18 protein-coding genes and 1 other annotated feature (1 of these 19 only partly in view) are annotated in these 18547 nt (G+C 33.5%); of the genes, 3 read left to right on the top strand and 15 right to left on the bottom strand.

Features of this window, described 5'->3' with window-relative positions:
• Positions 1 to 205, bottom strand: a binding site (T-box leader); it reaches 24 nt to the left of the window's first position.
• Positions 206 to 552: 347 nt separating this feature from the next.
• Complete coding sequence (locus EP747_RS10555; RefSeq protein WP_129689832.1) at positions 553 to 1071, bottom strand: GrpB family protein; 519 nt, start codon at positions 1069 to 1071, stop codon at positions 553 to 555.
• Between the two features lie 157 nt (positions 1072 to 1228).
• Between EP747_RS10555 and EP747_RS10550 the strand changes: the two genes are divergently transcribed.
• A complete protein-coding gene (locus EP747_RS10550; protein ID WP_129689831.1) occupies positions 1229 to 1795 on the top strand; it encodes a biotin transporter BioY in 567 nt (188 codons plus the stop codon).
• A 207-nt stretch (positions 1796 to 2002) separates the two neighbouring features.
• Here the strand turns inward: EP747_RS10550 and EP747_RS10545 are convergent, their stop codons facing one another.
• Both EP747_RS10545 and EP747_RS10540 read right to left on the bottom strand, forming a co-directional pair.
• Positions 2003 to 2506 (bottom strand): GDYXXLXY domain-containing protein, encoded by a 504-nt coding sequence (locus tag EP747_RS10545; protein ID WP_165346987.1) that lies wholly within the window; start codon positions 2504 to 2506, stop codon positions 2003 to 2005.
• A complete protein-coding gene (locus tag EP747_RS10540) occupies positions 2496 to 3758 on the bottom strand; it encodes a DUF2157 domain-containing protein (RefSeq protein WP_129689829.1) in 1263 nt (420 codons plus the stop codon). Before EP747_RS10540 ends, EP747_RS10545 begins: the two co-directional genes overlap by 11 nt.
• 283 nt (positions 3759 to 4041) lie before the next feature.
• Here EP747_RS10540 and EP747_RS10535 point away from each other — a divergent pair, with 283 nt between their 5' ends.
• Positions 4042 to 4713, top strand: a complete 672-nt coding sequence (locus tag EP747_RS10535; protein WP_129689828.1) for a response regulator transcription factor — start codon at positions 4042 to 4044, stop codon at positions 4711 to 4713.
• A complete protein-coding gene (locus EP747_RS10530) occupies positions 4710 to 5723 on the top strand; it encodes a sensor histidine kinase (protein WP_129689827.1) in 1014 nt (337 codons plus the stop codon). The genes EP747_RS10535 and EP747_RS10530 overlap by 4 nt, the downstream gene beginning before the upstream one ends.
• Positions 5724 to 5742: 19 nt before the next feature.
• Here the strand turns inward: EP747_RS10530 and EP747_RS10525 are convergent, their stop codons facing one another.
• The 12 genes from EP747_RS10525 to thiD form a co-directional block, all read right to left on the bottom strand.
• Positions 5743 to 7707, bottom strand: a complete 1965-nt coding sequence (locus tag EP747_RS10525) for an FtsX-like permease family protein (protein WP_129689826.1) — start codon at positions 7705 to 7707, stop codon at positions 5743 to 5745.
• A gap of 1 nt (position 7708) precedes the next feature.
• The gene (locus EP747_RS10520) at positions 7709 to 8449 is read right to left on the bottom strand and encodes an ABC transporter ATP-binding protein (protein WP_129689825.1); all 741 of its coding nucleotides are present in this window, start codon (positions 8447 to 8449) and stop codon (positions 7709 to 7711) included.
• A gap of 202 nt (positions 8450 to 8651) precedes the next feature.
• On the bottom strand, positions 8652 to 10181 hold the full coding sequence (locus EP747_RS10515; protein ID WP_129689824.1) for an acyl-CoA carboxylase subunit beta: 1530 nt from the start codon (positions 10179 to 10181) through the stop codon (positions 8652 to 8654).
• A 4-nt stretch (positions 10182 to 10185) separates the two neighbouring features.
• The gene (locus EP747_RS10510; RefSeq protein ID WP_129689823.1) at positions 10186 to 10962 is read right to left on the bottom strand and encodes an enoyl-CoA hydratase-related protein; all 777 of its coding nucleotides are present in this window, start codon (positions 10960 to 10962) and stop codon (positions 10186 to 10188) included.
• Positions 10963 to 11874, bottom strand: a complete 912-nt coding sequence (locus EP747_RS10505; RefSeq protein ID WP_129689822.1) for a hydroxymethylglutaryl-CoA lyase — start codon at positions 11872 to 11874, stop codon at positions 10963 to 10965.
• 12 nt (positions 11875 to 11886) lie between these two features.
• On the bottom strand, positions 11887 to 12108 hold the full coding sequence (locus EP747_RS10500) for an acetyl-CoA carboxylase biotin carboxyl carrier protein subunit (RefSeq protein ID WP_025568303.1): 222 nt from the start codon (positions 12106 to 12108) through the stop codon (positions 11887 to 11889).
• An 11-nt stretch (positions 12109 to 12119) separates the two neighbouring features.
• On the bottom strand, positions 12120 to 13460 hold the full coding sequence (locus tag EP747_RS10495; RefSeq protein ID WP_129689821.1) for an acetyl-CoA carboxylase biotin carboxylase subunit: 1341 nt from the start codon (positions 13458 to 13460) through the stop codon (positions 12120 to 12122).
• Between the two features lie 11 nt (positions 13461 to 13471).
• Positions 13472 to 14617 (bottom strand): acyl-CoA dehydrogenase family protein, encoded by a 1146-nt coding sequence (locus EP747_RS10490; protein ID WP_091023384.1) that lies wholly within the window; start codon positions 14615 to 14617, stop codon positions 13472 to 13474.
• 412 nt (positions 14618 to 15029) lie between these two features.
• Positions 15030 to 15665 (bottom strand): thiamine phosphate synthase, encoded by a 636-nt coding sequence (gene thiE, locus EP747_RS10485; RefSeq protein ID WP_129689820.1) that lies wholly within the window; start codon positions 15663 to 15665, stop codon positions 15030 to 15032.
• Complete coding sequence (gene thiM, locus EP747_RS10480; RefSeq protein WP_129689819.1) at positions 15656 to 16468, bottom strand: hydroxyethylthiazole kinase; 813 nt, start codon at positions 16466 to 16468, stop codon at positions 15656 to 15658. Before thiM ends, thiE begins: the two co-directional genes overlap by 10 nt.
• The gene (gene cytX / locus EP747_RS10475) at positions 16452 to 17690 is read right to left on the bottom strand and encodes a putative hydroxymethylpyrimidine transporter CytX (protein WP_129689818.1); all 1239 of its coding nucleotides are present in this window, start codon (positions 17688 to 17690) and stop codon (positions 16452 to 16454) included. The genes thiM and cytX overlap by 17 nt, the downstream gene beginning before the upstream one ends.
• Entirely contained in the window at positions 17683 to 18489 is an 807-nt protein-coding gene (thiD, locus tag EP747_RS10470; RefSeq protein WP_129689817.1) for a bifunctional hydroxymethylpyrimidine kinase/phosphomethylpyrimidine kinase, read from the bottom strand. The genes cytX and thiD overlap by 8 nt, the downstream gene beginning before the upstream one ends.
• Positions 18490 to 18547 lie beyond the last annotated feature (58 nt).

The following is an 18547-nucleotide window of genomic DNA, read 5'->3' as shown; positions in this document are numbered from 1 at the left end:
CGGTACCACCCTAAATTATTAGTATTAAAAACGATACTAATATCTTCATTTCATAACGGCTTTTCACCGTCTTCCCCTCACAATTCGTTTCGAGGAAGATGCTCTAGGATCGTAATTCATGTGTTCTATGTACTGGTTTGCAGCAACCACCAGCTCTCTGTTACAGGGAAAACTCCACTACTAAAATTCCTATCATTGCTTTTCGCGATTCAATTAATACATACTTTATTCCTATTTTTCGTAAATGTCAACACTTTTTAACTTATATTTTTTTAGAGGTTTTTATTATTTGGATATAATTATAATTATTACCTTTAGAAATATATGATCAAAAAACACCATTTAACCCCATAAACTAATTTAGGAATTCGTATCTCAATTTATAAAAAAACAATACATTTCCCACTCACTCTTTACCGTCTAAACAATGATTTTGCAATTAATATTTGGTGTTAATGATTCCTCCACTGGAGCTTCAATCTATTTAAAAAGTTATATTTAATTTTTATTATTTATCTTATGCTCACATAGGACGTAAAAAATAATATTATATTAATAAAATTTATTCCCAGCACACTTAATAACTTCTCTAATAAATGGTTCTTTTTTCTTTGTATAAGTTTGACGATCATATTGATATTCGTTAGCGAGACTCTTTTTTAGATTCAAATAATCTTCTGCAATTTTAGGATTCTCTCTCAAGTAATCTCTAAACAATAATTTTTCAATCCATTCTTTACTTTTATGTTTACAAATATGTAAATGACACGTACCTTGTCCCCATAATCCTTTTCTAAAAAATCTTCTATCTGTCAGTTCCGGCTTTGAGACATATTCAAAATCAAATGTGCTTAACGGTTGAATTAGCTCTTCAAAATCTTCTAATTTAGTTACCCCTATCATAATATCAATTATTGGTTTTGCTCCTAAACCTTTAATTGAAGTACTTCCAATATGTTCGATATGAATTATTTTTTTTGGTAATGCGGATAGAATTTTCTCCTTTTCTTCTTCAAATTGTAGTTCCCAATTAGGATCATAATTTTTTATCAAGACATTTGCTTTTGTCACGTTTTCACCTCTTCCTCATTAAATTATTTTCTATTTACAAAAAATTTCACCTTTAAATAAGTACATATTGACAATCTTCTTATATAAAATATAATTAATTTATAATATGTTAACCGATAAATAAAATAAGTTAACATAAAGAGAGGGAGATTTTGTAATGCAACAAGAAAGATTAAAAATGCTTATTAATTCAGCTTTATTTGCAGCAATTATTGGTATTCTATCTCAAGTATCTATTCCTTTGCCCTTTTCTCCTGTTCCAATCACAGGACAAACATTAGCAATCGGCTTAGCGGCTACGATTTTAGGTAAGAAATACGGAACAATCTCGTTACTTCTTTATTTAGCACTTGGCGCAATCGGAATTCCGGTATTCGCAGGTGGTGCTGCGGGGTTTGGCGTACTAGTCGGTTCAACGGGTGGTTATTTAATTGGATTTATTCCAACTATTTTTATCATCGCTTTCTATATTGAAAAAACTAAGTTCACAGTCTTAAATGCAATGATTGCAAACATAATCGGAATGTTTGTTACATTAATTTTTGGTACTGTATGGTTAAAAATTGCAGCTTCTCTAAGCTGGCACGATGCAATGGCTTTCGGTTTTTATCCTTTCATTATTCTTGGATTAGTTAAAGCATATGTAGCATCTGCATTAGGTGTTATTATTGGAAAACGTTTAGCAAAAGCTAATTTATTAAAACGCGATGAAATTTCAGCGTAATACAAAAAGAGCTCATTCTTTATGATGTGAGCTCTTTCAGTGTGTGGACAAAGTACAAAAAACTTGATTTTCAGACTGATTGCAAGCGCTTGTCTTTCGAGGCGCGAAGCCTGGTGAGGCGCGGAGTTACCCTAGACGGTATTGAGCACCGCAGACAGGCGAAGCAACGAAGAAAGCGAGCGTTTGTCAACAGTCTGAAAGTTTATTTCATTGAACATCAACAGCTTTAACGACTGATCGATCTCCTTTTTGTTGGACTGTAACAATATACTTAGATCCGCCTTGATTGTATCTGTCCATTTGGCTTTCAGGAATGTAAAAACGACTTAGATTATGGTTAATTACAATTTCTTTTTCTTCTTCAATATATGTGTATTGAATAGTTGCTTTAATGTATTTTGAATGCTTTGGACGATGATCCGTTACATAATCTAATTGATAAATATCGTTTTGTCCCTTTTGAAAGACAATATAAACTTTATTGCCTTTTTTTGGCGTACCTTTACCTTTCCAATTCTTCATAGTTATTGAGTCAAAATCATACGATAGGGCTGCATAATGCCCTAATAAAGGTTCTATTGGATCCAGACTTTGGGATTTTATTTTAAACGTATCGGCCGATTGCTTAAAGTACATAATGTTTCCAAGTAAAGCTAGTAATAAAATAAATTGAATGATTGAAAGCAAAAGTAATTTCTTCTTATTTTGCATGTTCATCACCTCTTGCTTTTTTCGATTGGGTATAGACAAAATATAAAACTACTGCAAGGATAATAAACACAATTGATTTACTTATAAATGAAAAGGCAAATCCTGTATAAATTCCAATAACGAGTGAGGCAAATGTTATAAAACCAATAATAATGCTTCCTTTTTCCTGGCCTGATACGCCTTTAAATAAACGTATACATGAGTAAGCAAATAATATTAATACGCCTACGATCATATTGGCTAATTGATCTTTTACCCCTAATATTGGTAGTAAGAATATAAATAAGAAGATCCAAAGATAATTATTAAATGATACATTGTCCTTCCACTTCTTATACACAGTATAGATTGCTAGTAAAAGGATTAATAGAATAATCGTATCAAACAGTGGCACTGCAATCGTCTTTAAAAATCCATTTGAAAATTCCTTTTGTAACTCGTGAATTACATCATAAGATCCTCCAAATAATGAAGTGAAAAATGTGAATAACCATATAAATATAGTAAATACAGGTAAAAGAACATAATTAATAATCCCACGTTCATTCAAATACCAAAGAATAAACACTACTAGAATAATAGGCATCATATATTGGCGATCTGAGAATGTCTGGAAAAACATAATTACGATATAGCCTAAAAATGTGTAATTAAAGCTAGCATCCCATCGATTCTTCATTATTTTCAAGAAATAAATTGAGCAAAGTAACAATGGAATTTGAAGTAGATAAACATGTGCCGTTTCTATTCCAGCACTATAGCTCAAACTAAAAAATCCGATTCCTAAGAAAAGATAATAAAACATGTTATGCTTTAACACATAATAGTAAAGGAACGCGAGCATTGTCCAAGTGATCAAAAATACTGGACTATCACTAGTAAATTGATACATTTGTACAATTAAAACAAATGCACATGCGTACCCAATTACATTAATAAAGTTTAAACAATGCCCAAACAATCCTTTACCCTTTTGATAGCTTATAAATGCAACTGCATGGAAAACTAATAGTGTTCCAAAAATAATGACTAATCTCATGGTTTGGCTAAATTCGTTCCAGTTACTGCCCACAAGCGCTAAAATTGAAAATGCTACAAGTAATGCGATTAAAAATGGCACAATATCTCCTAAAAATGATTGCTTTTCAGCTTTAGCCCGATGCCTTTCATACTCGACTATTCGATTTAATGATTCTTTATCTAGTAAGTTATGCTTGTGCCATTCTTTTAGCTTCTGATCTAATTTACTCATGTAACTCCCCCTTAGTAGCAGTTTATAAAACTACTTCCATTACTATTATAATTTCTTAATAAAACATAAATTACCTCTAAATCTAAAATTTTAGGAGAATATGTTTAATCAAACGTTTGTTTAATTCATGAGATTTCCTACTAAGATATAGCTTTGCATTGTTCATATTGTCCACTCGCTCCTAATATGATAGTCTTTTCATAAATTCGAACAATTTAATTGCACTTAGGCTTACAGATAGTTCCCTATTGTACATACATCTTTCATATAAGGAGGTTTTTTATTGTTTAAAATCATGATTGTAGAAGATGATGAAAAAATTCGTAAAATCGTCTCGGAAACATTACGGAAATGGCAGTATGAGGTAATTGAAATAACAAAGTTTGATCAAGTACTATTAGAATTTGAAAATACTCAACCTCATCTTGTTTTATTAGATATTAACCTACCAACTTTAGATGGGTTTTATTGGTGCCAGCAGATTAGAGCTATTTCAAAGGTTCCAATTATTTTTCTATCATCTAGAAATCAAAATATGGACGTTATAATGGCAATCAATATGGGTGGAGATGATTTTGTACAAAAGCCATTCGATTTAGGCATTCTTGTTGCTAAAGTGAGCGCTCTTATACGAAGAAACTATACATACCAAGATGAAAGTAGCACGAATTTAACTCATCGTGAGCTACATTTTAATTTAAATAACTCGACAGTTGTATATAGGAATCAATCAGTAGAGCTATCAAGAAATGAATTTATTATTCTTCAAATTTTGATGCGAAACATTGGAAAGATCGTGTCACGTGATGATTTAATGCAAGCGCTTTGGAATGATGATCAGTTTGTAGACGATAATACATTGACAGTAAATGTAAATCGGTTAAGACGTAAAATTGCATTGCTTGGTTTAGATGATTTCATTCATACACGTAAAGGCTTAGGATATTTAATATGAGCAAATTAATCCTGTTCCTTAAATATGAAAAATCGTATTTTTTCATATTTATACTTAGCAATATCATCCTAGTATCTTTAATGACGACCGACCCTTCTATCTCATTTGTATGGGAGACATTCTTCTATGCCTTCGCATTGAATTTATTAATCTTTATGTGCTTTCTTCTTTATCGTTTTCAGAAAAACAGCCAGGCAATACGGCATTTAGATGAAGAAGAACATGAAAACTTATCGTTTGAAGGTGTTTACTATGAAAAATATATTGAGGAATTAAAGCGTAGCCATATTCGAACCATAAATGATATTCAAGATAAGCAAAAAGAATATTACGACTACATCGTCTCATGGTTTCATGAAATAAAAACGCCTATTTCTGTATTACGATTGATGCAGCAAACAGAATTCGATCAAAAAAGCTTAATAGAAGAAATAACAAAAATCGAGCAATACGTAGACCAAGCTCTTTACTATGCTAAACTAGATAATTTTAATCAAGACTATGAGATTAAAAATTGCAACTTAGAGCGATTAGTTAAAGATACAGTGAAAACACATTCTAAAGTCTTTTTCGCTAAAAAAATCCGTTTAGACTTGTCCTTAGAATCTACAATTATTCAAAGTGATTCAAAATGGCTGCAGTTCATTTTAAACCAGTTAATTACGAATAGTTTAAAGTATACGAATGAAAACGGAGAAATTTCAATCTTTATTCAAGAAACACCAAAGGAAAAGCTTTTAATCATTAAAGATAATGGAATCGGAATTAAACAAGAGGACTTACCGCGGATTTTCAATCGTGGTTTTACTGGCACTAATGGGCGTATTTATACTAAATCTACTGGTATGGGGCTATATTTAGCCCAAGAACTTTCAAATAAACTAGGACATTTTATAACTTGCACTTCAGAGGAAAATGCATATACCCAATTTGTCATTCACTTTCCAAAAAATATTGATCCTTTTTGGGCTACTAAGAAAAATTCCTTGGCACAAACAAAAACGCAATGAATTAGGTCATTGCGTTTTCTTATCTCTTTTGATTAACAATTTTATAATAAATACTCGTTGAAGATAAATAAAATAAAAAATAGATCAATGTATATGAAATTAGTACCCCTATTATAACGTTAGATAGCTCTGGAAAATTCTTCACTGAATCCAGCATATAATATTTTAAAATTAACCAACTATGCATTATTCCTAACAGCAAAGGTGGCATAAAAACAAATAATAATTGTTTGCGTATTACACTCTTCATGATCTTATTTGTCGTACCTATTTTACGCAATACTGCATAAAGCCTTTGCTCCTCTGTTGCTTCGCGTAATTGCTTAAAATAAATAACACTCGCTAAAGCAAATAATGCGATAATGGCTAAGAAGCAAGCTGAAAACAGCATTAAAGATGAACCTTCAATTTGCTTTGAATAGACATCTGCAAAGGAAGAGTAATATGTGTTTGGTGTTTTTGTTACAATTGAATGTACTTTTTTAGATAACTCCACAGCGTTTTTCACATCTTTAATTTGATAAATTTCAAAACTTTGATTAACCGCATGTTTCTTTAAATCTTCATAAGCCTCGTTCGATACAACTAAAACTGCAGGTTTAATGACCATTGATTTAACTGGATCTGTTCCCCAACCAAGTAAAGCATAATCTTTTTTCTCAACTAGGTCGAATGTATAGTCACGATCAATTGTTATCGTAAATTGTGGTTGTTTAGACGCTGAATAAACTTTTGGAAAATCTGTTCCTTGAGAAAGTGAAACAGCCTCCATTCCATTCAAGTCAACTTTTTCATTCTTCCCTCGATTCGAAACAATCTTGTTATAATCTTTTTCTGAAAATAACAGAATTTCCTTTGTAAAATATTCAGGATTCTCAAATGCTATAGCTCTATTTGTCTTTGACTTTGAAACTAATCCTTCTATCTTGTTATATTTTTTAATAGAATGACCCGATTTTTTTATCATTTGGTTAATTTGTTTGCTAGTGTTTTTATCGTTCGTTTGAAAAGCTATATCATTTGGTAAGTTCATTCCAACGGCTTCAAATTGTACTTTATAATTAATTGTCACGAATCCGATTAATAGAATCAGTACTGCACTAAATAAAGTAATAAAAGTTAAATTTAATGTATTGCTTCTAATTTGAAATCTTAATGAGGAAACCCAAAGGACCGTGTTACCTTCATAAAATGTTTTTCTATTCGAAAATACTTGTAATAACCAGCCAGTAAATTGACGGAAAAACAAATACGTACCACCAATTAAACCGATTGTTACAATGATTAAACAAGCATTTACATGCTCTTGCCAATAGGCTGAGTCTTTTCCTCTAGTAACGAGATAGACTGCTATTCCTAATAAAAAAATTGATAGAATCGCTAAAAACGAGGAAGACTTAAATGTTTTTTCCTTTTTTGATTGGGCATGGAATAGTTCAACTATTTGAACTCTACGAATCATAAAAAAGCTTTGAACACTAATAATTACAGCCAATAATATAAACAAGCCAACCGTTGAGCCAATTGCTTCAATTGGAAAGTTTAATGAAATCACTTCATTGTATTCCATTAAATTCATTAATAACATACCGAAAAACTTAGATAATAATCCACCAATTAACATCCCACTTAATAGAGATATTCCGCCTATAAATAGATTTTCATAAAAAATCATAAAGGTAATTTGAGCTTCACTCATACCATATAAAAGATACATGCCGAATTCTTTCTTTCGCTGTTTCATAAAAAAAGAATTCGAATATAAAATAAAAAATATAATAAATAAGAAAATAACTACTGTTGCAATCCCAACTCCAGTTTGGAAATTCTCTTTATTTTTAAGCGCATGAATAATATCGTCATTATACATTAGAGCTGAAAATGTAAATTGTATAATAACACCAATAATCATTGAGACTAAGTAAATTGTGTACAGACGGAAATTCCGTTTTATATTCCGAATTGTTAATTCAAGGAGGTTCATTTTAGTTTCCTCCCATAATACTTTGAGTATCTAAAATGCGATCATAGAATGTTTTTTGCTCTAGACCACCTCGGTAAAGCTCATTTACAATATTACCGTCACGAAGAAAAATGACTCTCTTACAATAGCTAGCAGCATATGGATCATGCGTAACCATTAGAATAGTCGTCTGAAATACATCATTTAAATTAACAAGTTGTTCTAATAATTGAGTTGCAGATCGTGAATCGAGAGCCCCTGTAGGTTCATCAGCAAACACAATCGCAGGTTTCGTAATAATAGCTCTTGCAGAAGCTGCTCGCTGTTTTTGACCACCGGAGATTTCGTATGGATACTTTTGAAGTATGTCTTCTATATTCAGTGCACTCACAATTGGACCAAGACGATTTTCCATCTCTTCTATATGGAATTTTTGTAATGAAAGAGGTAAAAGAATGTTTTCTTTTACGTTCAAAGTATCTAATAAGTTATAATCCTGAAAGATAAAGCCCATATGTTCTTGTCTAAATTTACGTAATGCCTTTTTATTTAAATCCAATAAAGATTGTTCATTTAACCACACATCTCCACCTGAAAATTGGTCGATTGTTGATAAAACATTCATCAAAGTCGATTTTCCAGAACCTGAAGGACCCATTATTGCTGTAAATTCACCTAACTGTATTGTTAAATCAATATTTTTTAATACAGTTGTTTTTCCATAGTTTTTTGATAAGTTTTTAGCTTGAATTACCGTTTTCATCCTTAATACCTCCTGTTCATGTTAACTATAAACCGACTACATATTGGAAACCATCGATTTAACATGAACTAAAGTGACGTTTTTGTCACTTTCGCAAACTACATAGTATGCAATTAATTTTTCCATAAAATAATGAATATTAACTCCACATACGAAACCAAACAAAAAAACAGCCCCATCAATAGGGCTGTTTTATCATTTTTTAAACAGGATAAACACCATGCTTTTTCGTAGCAGGAGTTTCATATGATTCTGAGTAATATGCAAAACGTTTAATTAGCTCTGTACGTAGCTCTTCTGGTTGAATGACTACATCTACTACTAGCTCAGATGCTAAGCGATAAATATCGATATCTTCAGCATACTCTTTACGTTTTTCTTGAATAAAGGCAGCTTGTTCTTCTTTTGGTAAGCTTGCAATTTTATTTGCATACACTGCGTTTACTGCTGCTTCAGGACCCATTACAGCGATTTGAGCAGACGGGAATGCAATTACACAGTCTGTTTCAAATGCAGGGCCTGCCATTGCGTAAAGTCCAGCACCGTAAGCCTTACGAACGATAACTGAGATTTTTGGAACAGATGCATTACTCATGCTATATAGCATTTTTGCACCATGGCGGATAATTCCTGCACGCTCTACTTTTGTACCAATCATGAAACCAGGTACATCCATTAAGAATAATAAAGGAATATGGTAAGCATCACATAAATTAATAAATTTTGCTGCCTTATCTGCTGAATCATGGAATAATACGCCACCTTTAACTCTCGGTTGGTTAGCGATAATACCTACGCTACGTCCATCTAATCTAGCAAAACCAGTCACTAGTTCAGGTGCAAATAGTTTTTTAATTTCAAAGAATGAATCTTCATCAACTACTCGGTCGATAAATTCATAAATAGAAAATGGTACGTTTTGATTGCTTGGTATAATTTCTGCTAAAGACTTTTCCTTTTGAACAGGATTTTTAGCCTCAACAACAGGAGCCCCTTGTTTGAAGTTTGTTGGTAAGTAAGATAAATAATCTTTTAACTTAGCAATCGCTTCTTCTTCTGACTCACACAATACATCTCCGCAACCTGAAACTGAACAGTGCATTCTAGCTCCACCCATTTCTTCGAGTGTAACTTTTTCACCAATTACCATTTCAGCCATACGTGGTGATCCTAAGTACATTGAAGAATTACCTTCAACCATAAATACAGAATCACAGAATGCAGGAATATAAGCTCCACCTGCAGCAGAAGGTCCAAATAATAAGCAGATTTGAGGTACTTGACCTGATAGCTTAATTTGGTTGTGGAATATACGTCCAGCACCACGTCTACCAGGGAACATAAATACTTGATCCGTAATACGTGCTCCTGCAGAATCCACTAAATAAATTAAAGGTACAAGCATTTTTAAACATGTTTCTTGAATGCGGATGATCTTTTCTACTGTTTTTTCGCCCCATGAACCTGCTTTTACAGTTGAATCATTTGCCATTACACATACAGTACGGCCATTAATTTTACCGATTCCCGTTACAATGCCATCTGCTGGAAATTCGTCATTCATACAGTTTGCAAAGAAACCATCTTCCACAAAACTGTCTTTATCTAAAAGTTGATTAATTCTTTCTCTTGCAAAGAGCTTACCAATTTTGGCATTGCTCTCATGATATTTTTCTTTCCCACCAGAAAGTATTTGTTCTTTTCGAGCTTGATATGTTGCTTCGTTTGACATGCAATTACTCTCCTTTATATTGCGGCTTACGCTTTTCTTGAAATGCTACTAAACCTTCCATACGGTCGTTTGTATGCAGTAAAGTTTCATATTCATAAGTTTCTAATCTTAGCCCTAAATCTAAAGGAAGATCGAAACCGCGTTGAATCGCCTTTTTTGCTGCACGGATTGCAAGAGGACCTTTACTTGCGATTGTTTCGCACATTTCAAGCGCCTTATTTTGTAACTCATCTATTTCAACAACATGTTCTAGAATGCCGTAGCCTTCAGCCTCAAGTGCATTTAAACGTTTGCCAGTAAAGATTAGTTCCTTCGCTCTTCCAAGTCCAATTAAACGTGGAAGTCTTTGTGTACCACCAGCACCTGGAATAATCGCTAAAGATGTCTCTGGTAAACCGACGATTGCTTCTTTATGAGCAATTCTTAAATCACATGCTAAAGCAAGTTCCAGTCCTCCACCTAGAGCAACTCCATTGATTGCTGCTATTGTTGGCATAGGTAATCTTTCTACTTTTTCAAAAAGTGTCCCGATTTTTTCAACAGTTTCTCGAGCCTCACTCTCAGTCATGCCTCTTCTTTCTTTTAAATCAGCACCACTACAGAAATACGATGATCCACTACCAGTAAATATGACAGCACGTACAGATGATTTCTTTAACTCATCCATTTGGCCATGAAGTGCATTTAATAACTCAAGTGATAATGAATTAGCTGCATTTGTACGATTTAAAGTAAGAATTCTAATATGACCGATATCACTTACTAATAAACTTGATTCCATTTAAATACTCTCCTTTGAACCATTCCATACGGAAAATAGCTTACTAACTGGTGTTAAGTTCATTTGTTCAGAGATATATGAAGTAGCTTGATGAAGTCTCTTTTCATCCACATTAGTTGAAATACCTAAACTGTGTAGTAATGAAACAACATCTTCAGTAGCTACATTTCCACTAGCTCCTGGTGCATATGGACAACCACCTAGTCCACCATTTGATGAATCAAATTTTTCAATTCCAAATAGTAAAGAAGTATATAGGTTTGCAATAGCACGACCATATGTATCATGGAAATGCATAGCAATTCGATTAACTGGTACTTCTTTAACTAGGTTTTCTAAAAATTGATTTACTTGAAGAGGATTAGCAATTCCAATTGTGTCGCCTAAGGAAATTTCATCTACTCCACATTCAAGTAATTGGTTCGCGAGTTTGATCACCTTCATTTGGTCTACAGCACCCTCATATGGGCAACCAAATACAGTTGAAATATATGCTCTAGTAGTCTTTTTATTATTTTTACATTCAGTAATCATTGAGCGAATATCGTTCATTGAATGCTCGATACTCGCGTTCTTGTTCTTTAAATTATGTGTTTCGCTAGCAGATACAAAGAAATTAATTTCATCTGCATCTACTTCAAATGCACTCATTAACCCTCTTTTATTAGGAACAAGAGCTGCATAAGTAACCCCATCTTTTTTCTTAAGCTTCGTAAATAGATCTACTGAGTCACTTAATTGAGGAATCCAGTCTGGTCTCACAAACGAAGAAACTTCAATATAAGACAAACCACTCTCTACTAATAAATTAATCCACTCAAGCTTCTTTTCAGTGGAAACAAACTGTTTTTCATTTTGCAAACCATCACGTGGACCTACTTCTCTTATAAAAGCCGATTGAGGTAGCTTCATCACTAATAACTCCTAACCTAGTTTTTCAACTTGAATTAAAGAGTCGCCCTCGTTTACAAAATCGCCTTCGTTAACAAACACATTTACGACTTTACATTTATAAGGAGCAGCATGCGGAATTTCCATTTTCATAGATTCTAAGATTACATAATCTTGATCACTACTAATTTCGTCCCCTACAGATACAAGACATTTCCATACGCTTCCAGCCATCATTGCAGTTAAGTTTTCCATATCTAATTACCTCATTTCACTTTTTGATATTCACTAATAAAGCTCGTTGTGTAATCGCCTTCTTGGAATGCATTCGTTGATAGAATATCAATCAAAAACGGCACATTTGTTTTAATACCTTCAATTTCTACCTTTTTAAGATAATTGTGCAGTTGAATTACTGCCTCTTTTCTTGTATTAGCCGTAACAATCACTTTCGCTAATAGTGGATCATAAAACGGTGATACAACCCATCCATCATAAAGATGCGTATCAATACGTACACCCATCTCCTCTGGGAAGTTACAGTGTTGAACTGTTCCTGGCGATGGGAAGAAAGTTTTAGGATCCTCCGCATATACCCTTACTTCGATAGAGTGACCATTCATTTCTACATGAGTTGGACGAATTGGAAGTGTTTCACCAAATGTGATACGGAACTGCCATTCAACTAGATCTATTCCTGTAATTCCTTCCGTTACACCGTGCTCAACTTGTAATCTAGTATTCATTTCTAAGAAATAAATATTTTCTTTTTCATCAACTAAAAATTCAATTGTTCCCACGTTTACATATTTCATTTGATTAGCAATCGTAAGGGCATATTCTTCAAGTTTCTTTCTACCTTGTGGAGAAAGGAATGGTGATGGTGCTTCCTCAACAACTTTTTGGTTTCTTCTTTGTATTGAACAATCTCTTTCAAATAAGAAAACAGCGTTGCCATGAGAATCAGCAGCAATTTGTGCTTCAATATGTCTCGGTTTAATAATTGCTTTTTCGATGAATACATCATCATTCGCAAAAAATTGAAGAGCTCTCGTTTGTGTTGTTAAAAATTCTTTTTCTAGCTGTGCTTCGTTTTCGATTAACTTCATACCAATTCCGCCGCCACCACTAGAAGCTTTTAACATAACAGGATAGCCAATTTGTTCTGCTATTTCTCTCGCTTCTTCAACTGATTGAATTGGGTGAGAATTTCCTTTAATTAATGGAATGTTTAATTGCTCCATTATTTGTCTAGCTCTAATTTTTTCGCCCATCATCTCTAAATGCTCTGGCTTAGGACCAACAAATAAAATGCCCGCTTCTTTACATTTTCTAGCAAAATCACTATTTTCTGATAAGAAGCCATACCCTGGATGAATTGCTGTTACATTATTTTCTTTTGCAATTTTTATAATTAAATCTGCGTTTAAATACGTATCTTTTGTATGATTCCCTTTTAAAGAAAAAGCTTCATCACTTAACTTAACATGCAAACTTTCTTTATCAGCATCTGAATAAACTGCCACAGTTTGATAACGAAGCTTTTTACATGTTTCGATAATTCTACATGCGATTTCCCCGCGGTTTGCAATAAGTATTTTGATCATATTCTCTCTCCTTATCGGCATCCTAATTGACGTGCAATTACCATACGTTGAATTTCTGATGTGCCTTCACCAATTTCAAGTAACTTAGCATCACGTACTAAACGTTCAATGCCATACTCTTTCATGTAGCCATATCCGCCATGAATTTGTAATGATTCATTTGCAATTTTGGAAGCGATTTCAGATGCGTATAACTTAGCGAATGCCGCTTCTTTCGTAAACGGTTTTCCATTGTCTTTTAACCACGCAGCTTTATGCACCATATTTCTTGCTAACTCAATTCCCATAGCCATATCAGCTAATTTAAATTGAATAGCTTGGAAACTAGATAAAGGTTGTTTAAATTGTTTACGTTCTTTTGCATATACTAATGCTTTATCAAAAGCCTTTTGTGCAATCCCTACAGCAAGTGCTGCAATTGAAATTCTACCACCATCTAATGTATATAAGAATTGGCCAAAACCTTTATCAGGATTGCCAAGAATATTTTCTTTTGGAACACGTACTCCATCTAATACAATTTGTGTCGTATTAGAAGCACGGACACCCATCTTGTCATACGGATCTGTAATTGTTAATCCTTCTGAATCAGTTGGTACGATAAACGCACAAATATTTTTCTTTCCTTTTTCATCAATAGAAGTATAAGCAGTTACGATAATTGTGTTAGAATACTGAGCATTTGTAATCCAGCATTTTTCACCAGTAATCACATACTCATCACCGTCTAAAACTGCTTTTGTTTGTGTTCCACCAGCATCAGAACCTGCATTTGGCTCAGTTAAACCGAAAGCTCCAAGCGTTTTTCCTTGCGCCATTGGAACTAAGTATTTTTGCTTTTGTTCCTCAGTACCAAAATAGTAAATTGGAGAAGCACCTAATGAACATGTTGCAGCAAAACTTAAACCTGTTCCTCCACATGCACGCCCTATTTCCTCTACAGCTAACGCATAACTAATTGTATCGCCACCGCTACCGCCGTATTCTTCAGGGAACGGAATTCCTAATAAACCTAATTCACCCATTTTTTTGAACGTTTCAATTGGGAATTTGCTATCACGATCAAGTTCCTCTGCAAAAGGCTCTATTTCCTTCGCTGCGAAATCTCGTACCATTTCTTGAATCATTTGCTGTTCTTTAGATAATAAAAAATCCATGTGTTAGTCACTCTCCTTTTAATATTTAGGTACGTTTTAATAAACGTAAGAATGTCTCCAACTGCAGCATATAGCAGTGGAGTCTCATATTTCGTGTATAAGAAATAAATATTTTAGTCTTACAATTGATAATATTCGATATTTTCTACCATTTTCCTTTAATCTACTTTCGACAAATTGAGACAAAAGAGGAAAGGTTAGGAAAAGTCGAAGGATGGTGGAGATTTAGTCTGAACTAGATCTAAACGATTGTTTACATTAGCTAAGGAAAATTAAGAATACAGTGATTATTACTTCGTTTGAATGCGTACTTTAAAACGTACTGAACTTTTAGATATACAAAAAAGGGCATCAATCCATCAAATAACGATGTAATAGACGCCCCATATACTTATTTATTATTTATTATTTATTATTTATTAACTAACATACTCAAATGTTCAGCAGCCGATTTAATATCTTCTTTCCCTAATATCGCAGAAACAATCGCAACACCATCAATATTTGTTTCCATTAATTCTGAAACATTTTCTTCATTAATACCACCGATTCCTACGATTGGTATTTTTATTGCTTCACGTATGTTTCGTAATTCGTCTAGCGTTAAATACTTCGCATCCAGTTTTGTACTTGTTGGGTATACCGAGCCAATTCCAACATAATCCGCGCCTTGTTCTTGCGCAAGCATTGCTTGTTCTAATGTTGTTGCAGAAACGCCAATGATCATATCTTCTCCAACAATCTTTCTAGCTACAATTAAAGGTAAATCTTCTTGTCCGATGTGTAAGCCATCCGCTTTAATTGCCAAAGCGATATCTAAACGATCATTAATAATCAATGGAACATTATATTTTGAAGTTACTTCTTTTACTTGCATAGCAATTTTGTAAAAGTCTAGACTACTACAATTCTTTTCTCTTATTTGTACGATTGTTGTTCCACCTTTAATTGCTTCCTCAACAGATTGAACTAAGTCTCTTGATCCTAATACATCTCGATCCGTTACTAAATAAAGCTTATAATCTATTTTACTTTTTGTTATAGCCATTCGATTTTTCCTCCTGTTAGAAGTGTATCAACAGAAGCTTTAGATACCTCATCAAATAAGTTTACTTTAAACGTGCCAATTCCTTGTCCTTCAGTTAGGCGAGCCTTAGCAAGCTCTCCACATAGCCCCATTGTAGTAATACCTGAAACAGTTGCAAGAAAATAATCATTCGTTGCACCAGCATAAGTTCCAATTAATGATGTACTCATACATCCAGTTCCAGTTACATCAGCTAGCATTTTATCTCCATTTGAAATGGTACATACTCGATCTTGTTCAGCAATAATATCTACCGCACCTGTAATTGCAACTACTGAGCCTAATTTTGCTGAAAGAGATTTCGCAATTTCAACACCGTCTTCTTCATCAGCTACAGAATCAACACCTTTAATTTGAACATTTAAGCCTGCAATCATTTTAATTTCTGACATATTTCCACGAACTACTGCAAAACGTACTTCTTTCAATAATTTAGCAGCCGTGTCTGTACGTAGAGTTGTTGCTCCTACACCAACAGGATCTAATATAACTGGTACGCCTAATTGATTAGCCTTTTTACCAGCTTTAATCATTGATTGAATTGTTCTTTCATTTAATGTTCCAATATTAATAACAAGAGCTGAAGCAAAAGATACCATTTCTTCTACTTCGGCTAAATCATCTGCCATAACTGGTGATCCACCTAGAGCTAACACCATATTTGCACAGTCATTTACAGTTACATAATTTGTAATATGATGAACTAAAGGCTTTTTCTCTTTCACGCTTTCAAGAATTTGACTCATTTCATTCATAGTTAACATTTTTTTCTCCCCCTATTTGCTTTGGAACAAGCTTATTAATAACAAACTGAACAACTATATAAACGACACAAATTAAAATCATACTTGGAACAGTAGCCCCAAGGAAGAAGTCTAATTGAACAAACTTGCGATAAATAAAAACTCCTAAAATCCATGTAATAATCGCGATCCAATCAATCTTTAACGATTTACTTATACTTGTTCTTTTTAGAATAAAATAGTCCGTTAATAAAATTGCATATAACGGTGCAAAAAAAGAACCAATTGTATATAAAAATCCTTCATACTTCTCTATAGGGAAAATAACGGCCAATAATGTTCCAACAACTGTAACGATAAGGGCTATATGTTTTCCATTTAGCTTTGGAAAGATAGTTGTAACTGATATTCCGGCAGAGTAAGCATCCATGAAAGTCGTTGTAACAGTCGCTAAAACGACGATACCAACTGCAAATAACCCTAGATTTGCACTCATTAAAACAGCAACCGGGTCTACTTCATTAAATGCTAATGCTGCGCCTAGTCCTATAATATACATCCAAGAGCTACCAAACATATAACCTATAAAACTACCAATTGCACCATCCCTTGTTGTCTTCGCGAATCGAGTATAATCACTAATTAATGGAATCCACGATAGTGGCATAATTACCGATAATTCAACTGCTTCACCAAAAGATAATCCAGCAGTGCTTGGTTGAGTTAAGATTTTATCACTTTTAAAAATAACAAAACACAGTACAATTGTTAGAACAAATAATAAACAAACAGCTAAACTATTAAGTTTTTTTGAAGCATTTTGTCCAAAGTACAACCAGATTGCTATTAATACTCCAATTACTAAACACCAAACCCATAGGTGATCAAATTGATAATCTTTTATTGTAACTAAATTGATTGAGCGAGCTCCTGTTAAAATCATAATTGCTGTCCAGCCTAGTAACTGTAGAACATTTAAAATCGAAAACAAATAGCTTCCATAGCTACCAAATGAAATTTTTGTAGATTCCATGGCTGACAATTTTTGCTGAGAACCAATGACTCCACCTAAAATAAGCAATAGTGTTCCAAGTAAATGCCCTACTAAAATGGCCGTCAAACCTTTCGTAAAACCTAGCGGTGCTACTAGGGCACCAGTCATAATTTCTGCTACTGAAACTGCCGCACCAAACCAAAGTGTTGTAAAGTTCCACTTCGTCATTTTTGCATTTTGATTAGACATGTTGAACTCCTGCCTTTTCATACAATGAGTAGAAATGATGTACAGGACCTACCCCTTTTCCGATTGAAAAGGAATGTTTGATTGCTAATGTTATATAGTTTTTCGCCTCTCTAATTGCCTCATTTAATTCAAGTTCATTTGCTAAATTAGATGTAATGGCTGAAGATAAAGTACAACCTGTACCGTGGGTATTAATTGTATTAATTCTAACGCTATTAAAGCTTGTAAACTCCTCACCATTAAAACAAATATCGGTAGCTTCACCTTCTAGATGACCACCCTTTACAAGGACGTTCTTAGCACCTAATGAGTGAATTTGAATAGCAGCTTCTTTCATTTCTTCAATAGTTGTAATTTTTCTTCCAGTAATAACTCCTGCTTCAGGAAGATTTGGCGTAATAACAGTTGCCAGAGGAATCAATTCTTGAATTAAAGCTTCCTTTGCATCTGGACTTAATAAGTCAAATCCGCTTTTTGAAACCATGACTGGATCAACTACGATTTGCTTTGGTTTATATTGCTTTAGTTTCTCTGCAATTACTTTAATCGTCTCTATTTGAGATACCATTCCAATTTTTACGGCATCTACTTCAATATCAGTAAAAATTGCATCTAATTGACTAGCAATAATATCTGGTGTTATATCTTGAACAGCAAAAACTCCTTGCGTATTTTGAGCAGTTACTGCTGTAATTACACTCATTCCAAAAACTCCATGAGCTGAAAACGTCTTTAAATCCGCTTGAATACCCGCACCACCGCTTGAATCAGAGCCTGCTATCGTTAATACTTTCTTCAATTTTCTTCCCCCTATTTCATGAATAGAACTCTTTGATCTTACAGATAGAAGATGAAAC

Origin of the sequence: Gottfriedia acidiceleris (assembly GCF_004138285.1) — a bacterium.
Lineage (GTDB): Bacteria > Bacillota > Bacilli > Bacillales > Bacillaceae_G > Gottfriedia > Gottfriedia acidiceleris_A.
Note: the sequence above shows the minus strand (reverse complement) of the source record. Positions and strands in the feature narration are given on the sequence as shown.

Coding starts and splice junctions, on each gene's coding strand:
- cytX (WP_129689818.1), bottom strand. CDS start 17,690: ATGTCTAATCAAAATGCAAAAATGACGAAGTGGAACTTTACAACACTT.
- EP747_RS10515 (WP_129689824.1), bottom strand. CDS start 10,181: ATGTCAAACGAAGCAACATATCAAGCTCGAAAAGAACAAATACTTTCT.
- EP747_RS10510 (WP_129689823.1), bottom strand. CDS start 10,962: ATGGAATCAAGTTTATTAGTAAGTGATATCGGTCATATTAGAATTCTT.
- EP747_RS10495 (WP_129689821.1), bottom strand. CDS start 13,460: ATGATCAAAATACTTATTGCAAACCGCGGGGAAATCGCATGTAGAATT.
- EP747_RS10505 (WP_129689822.1), bottom strand. CDS start 11,874: ATGAAGCTACCTCAATCGGCTTTTATAAGAGAAGTAGGTCCACGTGAT.
- EP747_RS10545 (WP_165346987.1), bottom strand. CDS start 2,506: ATGCAAAATAAGAAGAAATTACTTTTGCTTTCAATCATTCAATTTATT.
- EP747_RS10500 (WP_025568303.1), bottom strand. CDS start 12,108: ATGGAAAACTTAACTGCAATGATGGCTGGAAGCGTATGGAAATGTCTT.
- EP747_RS10530 (WP_129689827.1), top strand. CDS start 4,710: ATGAGCAAATTAATCCTGTTCCTTAAATATGAAAAATCGTATTTTTTC.
- EP747_RS10520 (WP_129689825.1), bottom strand. CDS start 8,449: ATGAAAACGGTAATTCAAGCTAAAAACTTATCAAAAAACTATGGAAAA.
- thiM (WP_129689819.1), bottom strand. CDS start 16,468: ATGTTAACTATGAATGAAATGAGTCAAATTCTTGAAAGCGTGAAAGAG.
- thiE (WP_129689820.1), bottom strand. CDS start 15,665: ATGGCTATAACAAAAAGTAAAATAGATTATAAGCTTTATTTAGTAACG.
- EP747_RS10550 (WP_129689831.1), top strand. CDS start 1,229: ATGCAACAAGAAAGATTAAAAATGCTTATTAATTCAGCTTTATTTGCA.
- EP747_RS10490 (WP_091023384.1), bottom strand. CDS start 14,617: ATGGATTTTTTATTATCTAAAGAACAGCAAATGATTCAAGAAATGGTA.
- EP747_RS10540 (WP_129689829.1), bottom strand. CDS start 3,758: ATGAGTAAATTAGATCAGAAGCTAAAAGAATGGCACAAGCATAACTTA.
- EP747_RS10525 (WP_129689826.1), bottom strand. CDS start 7,707: ATGAACCTCCTTGAATTAACAATTCGGAATATAAAACGGAATTTCCGT.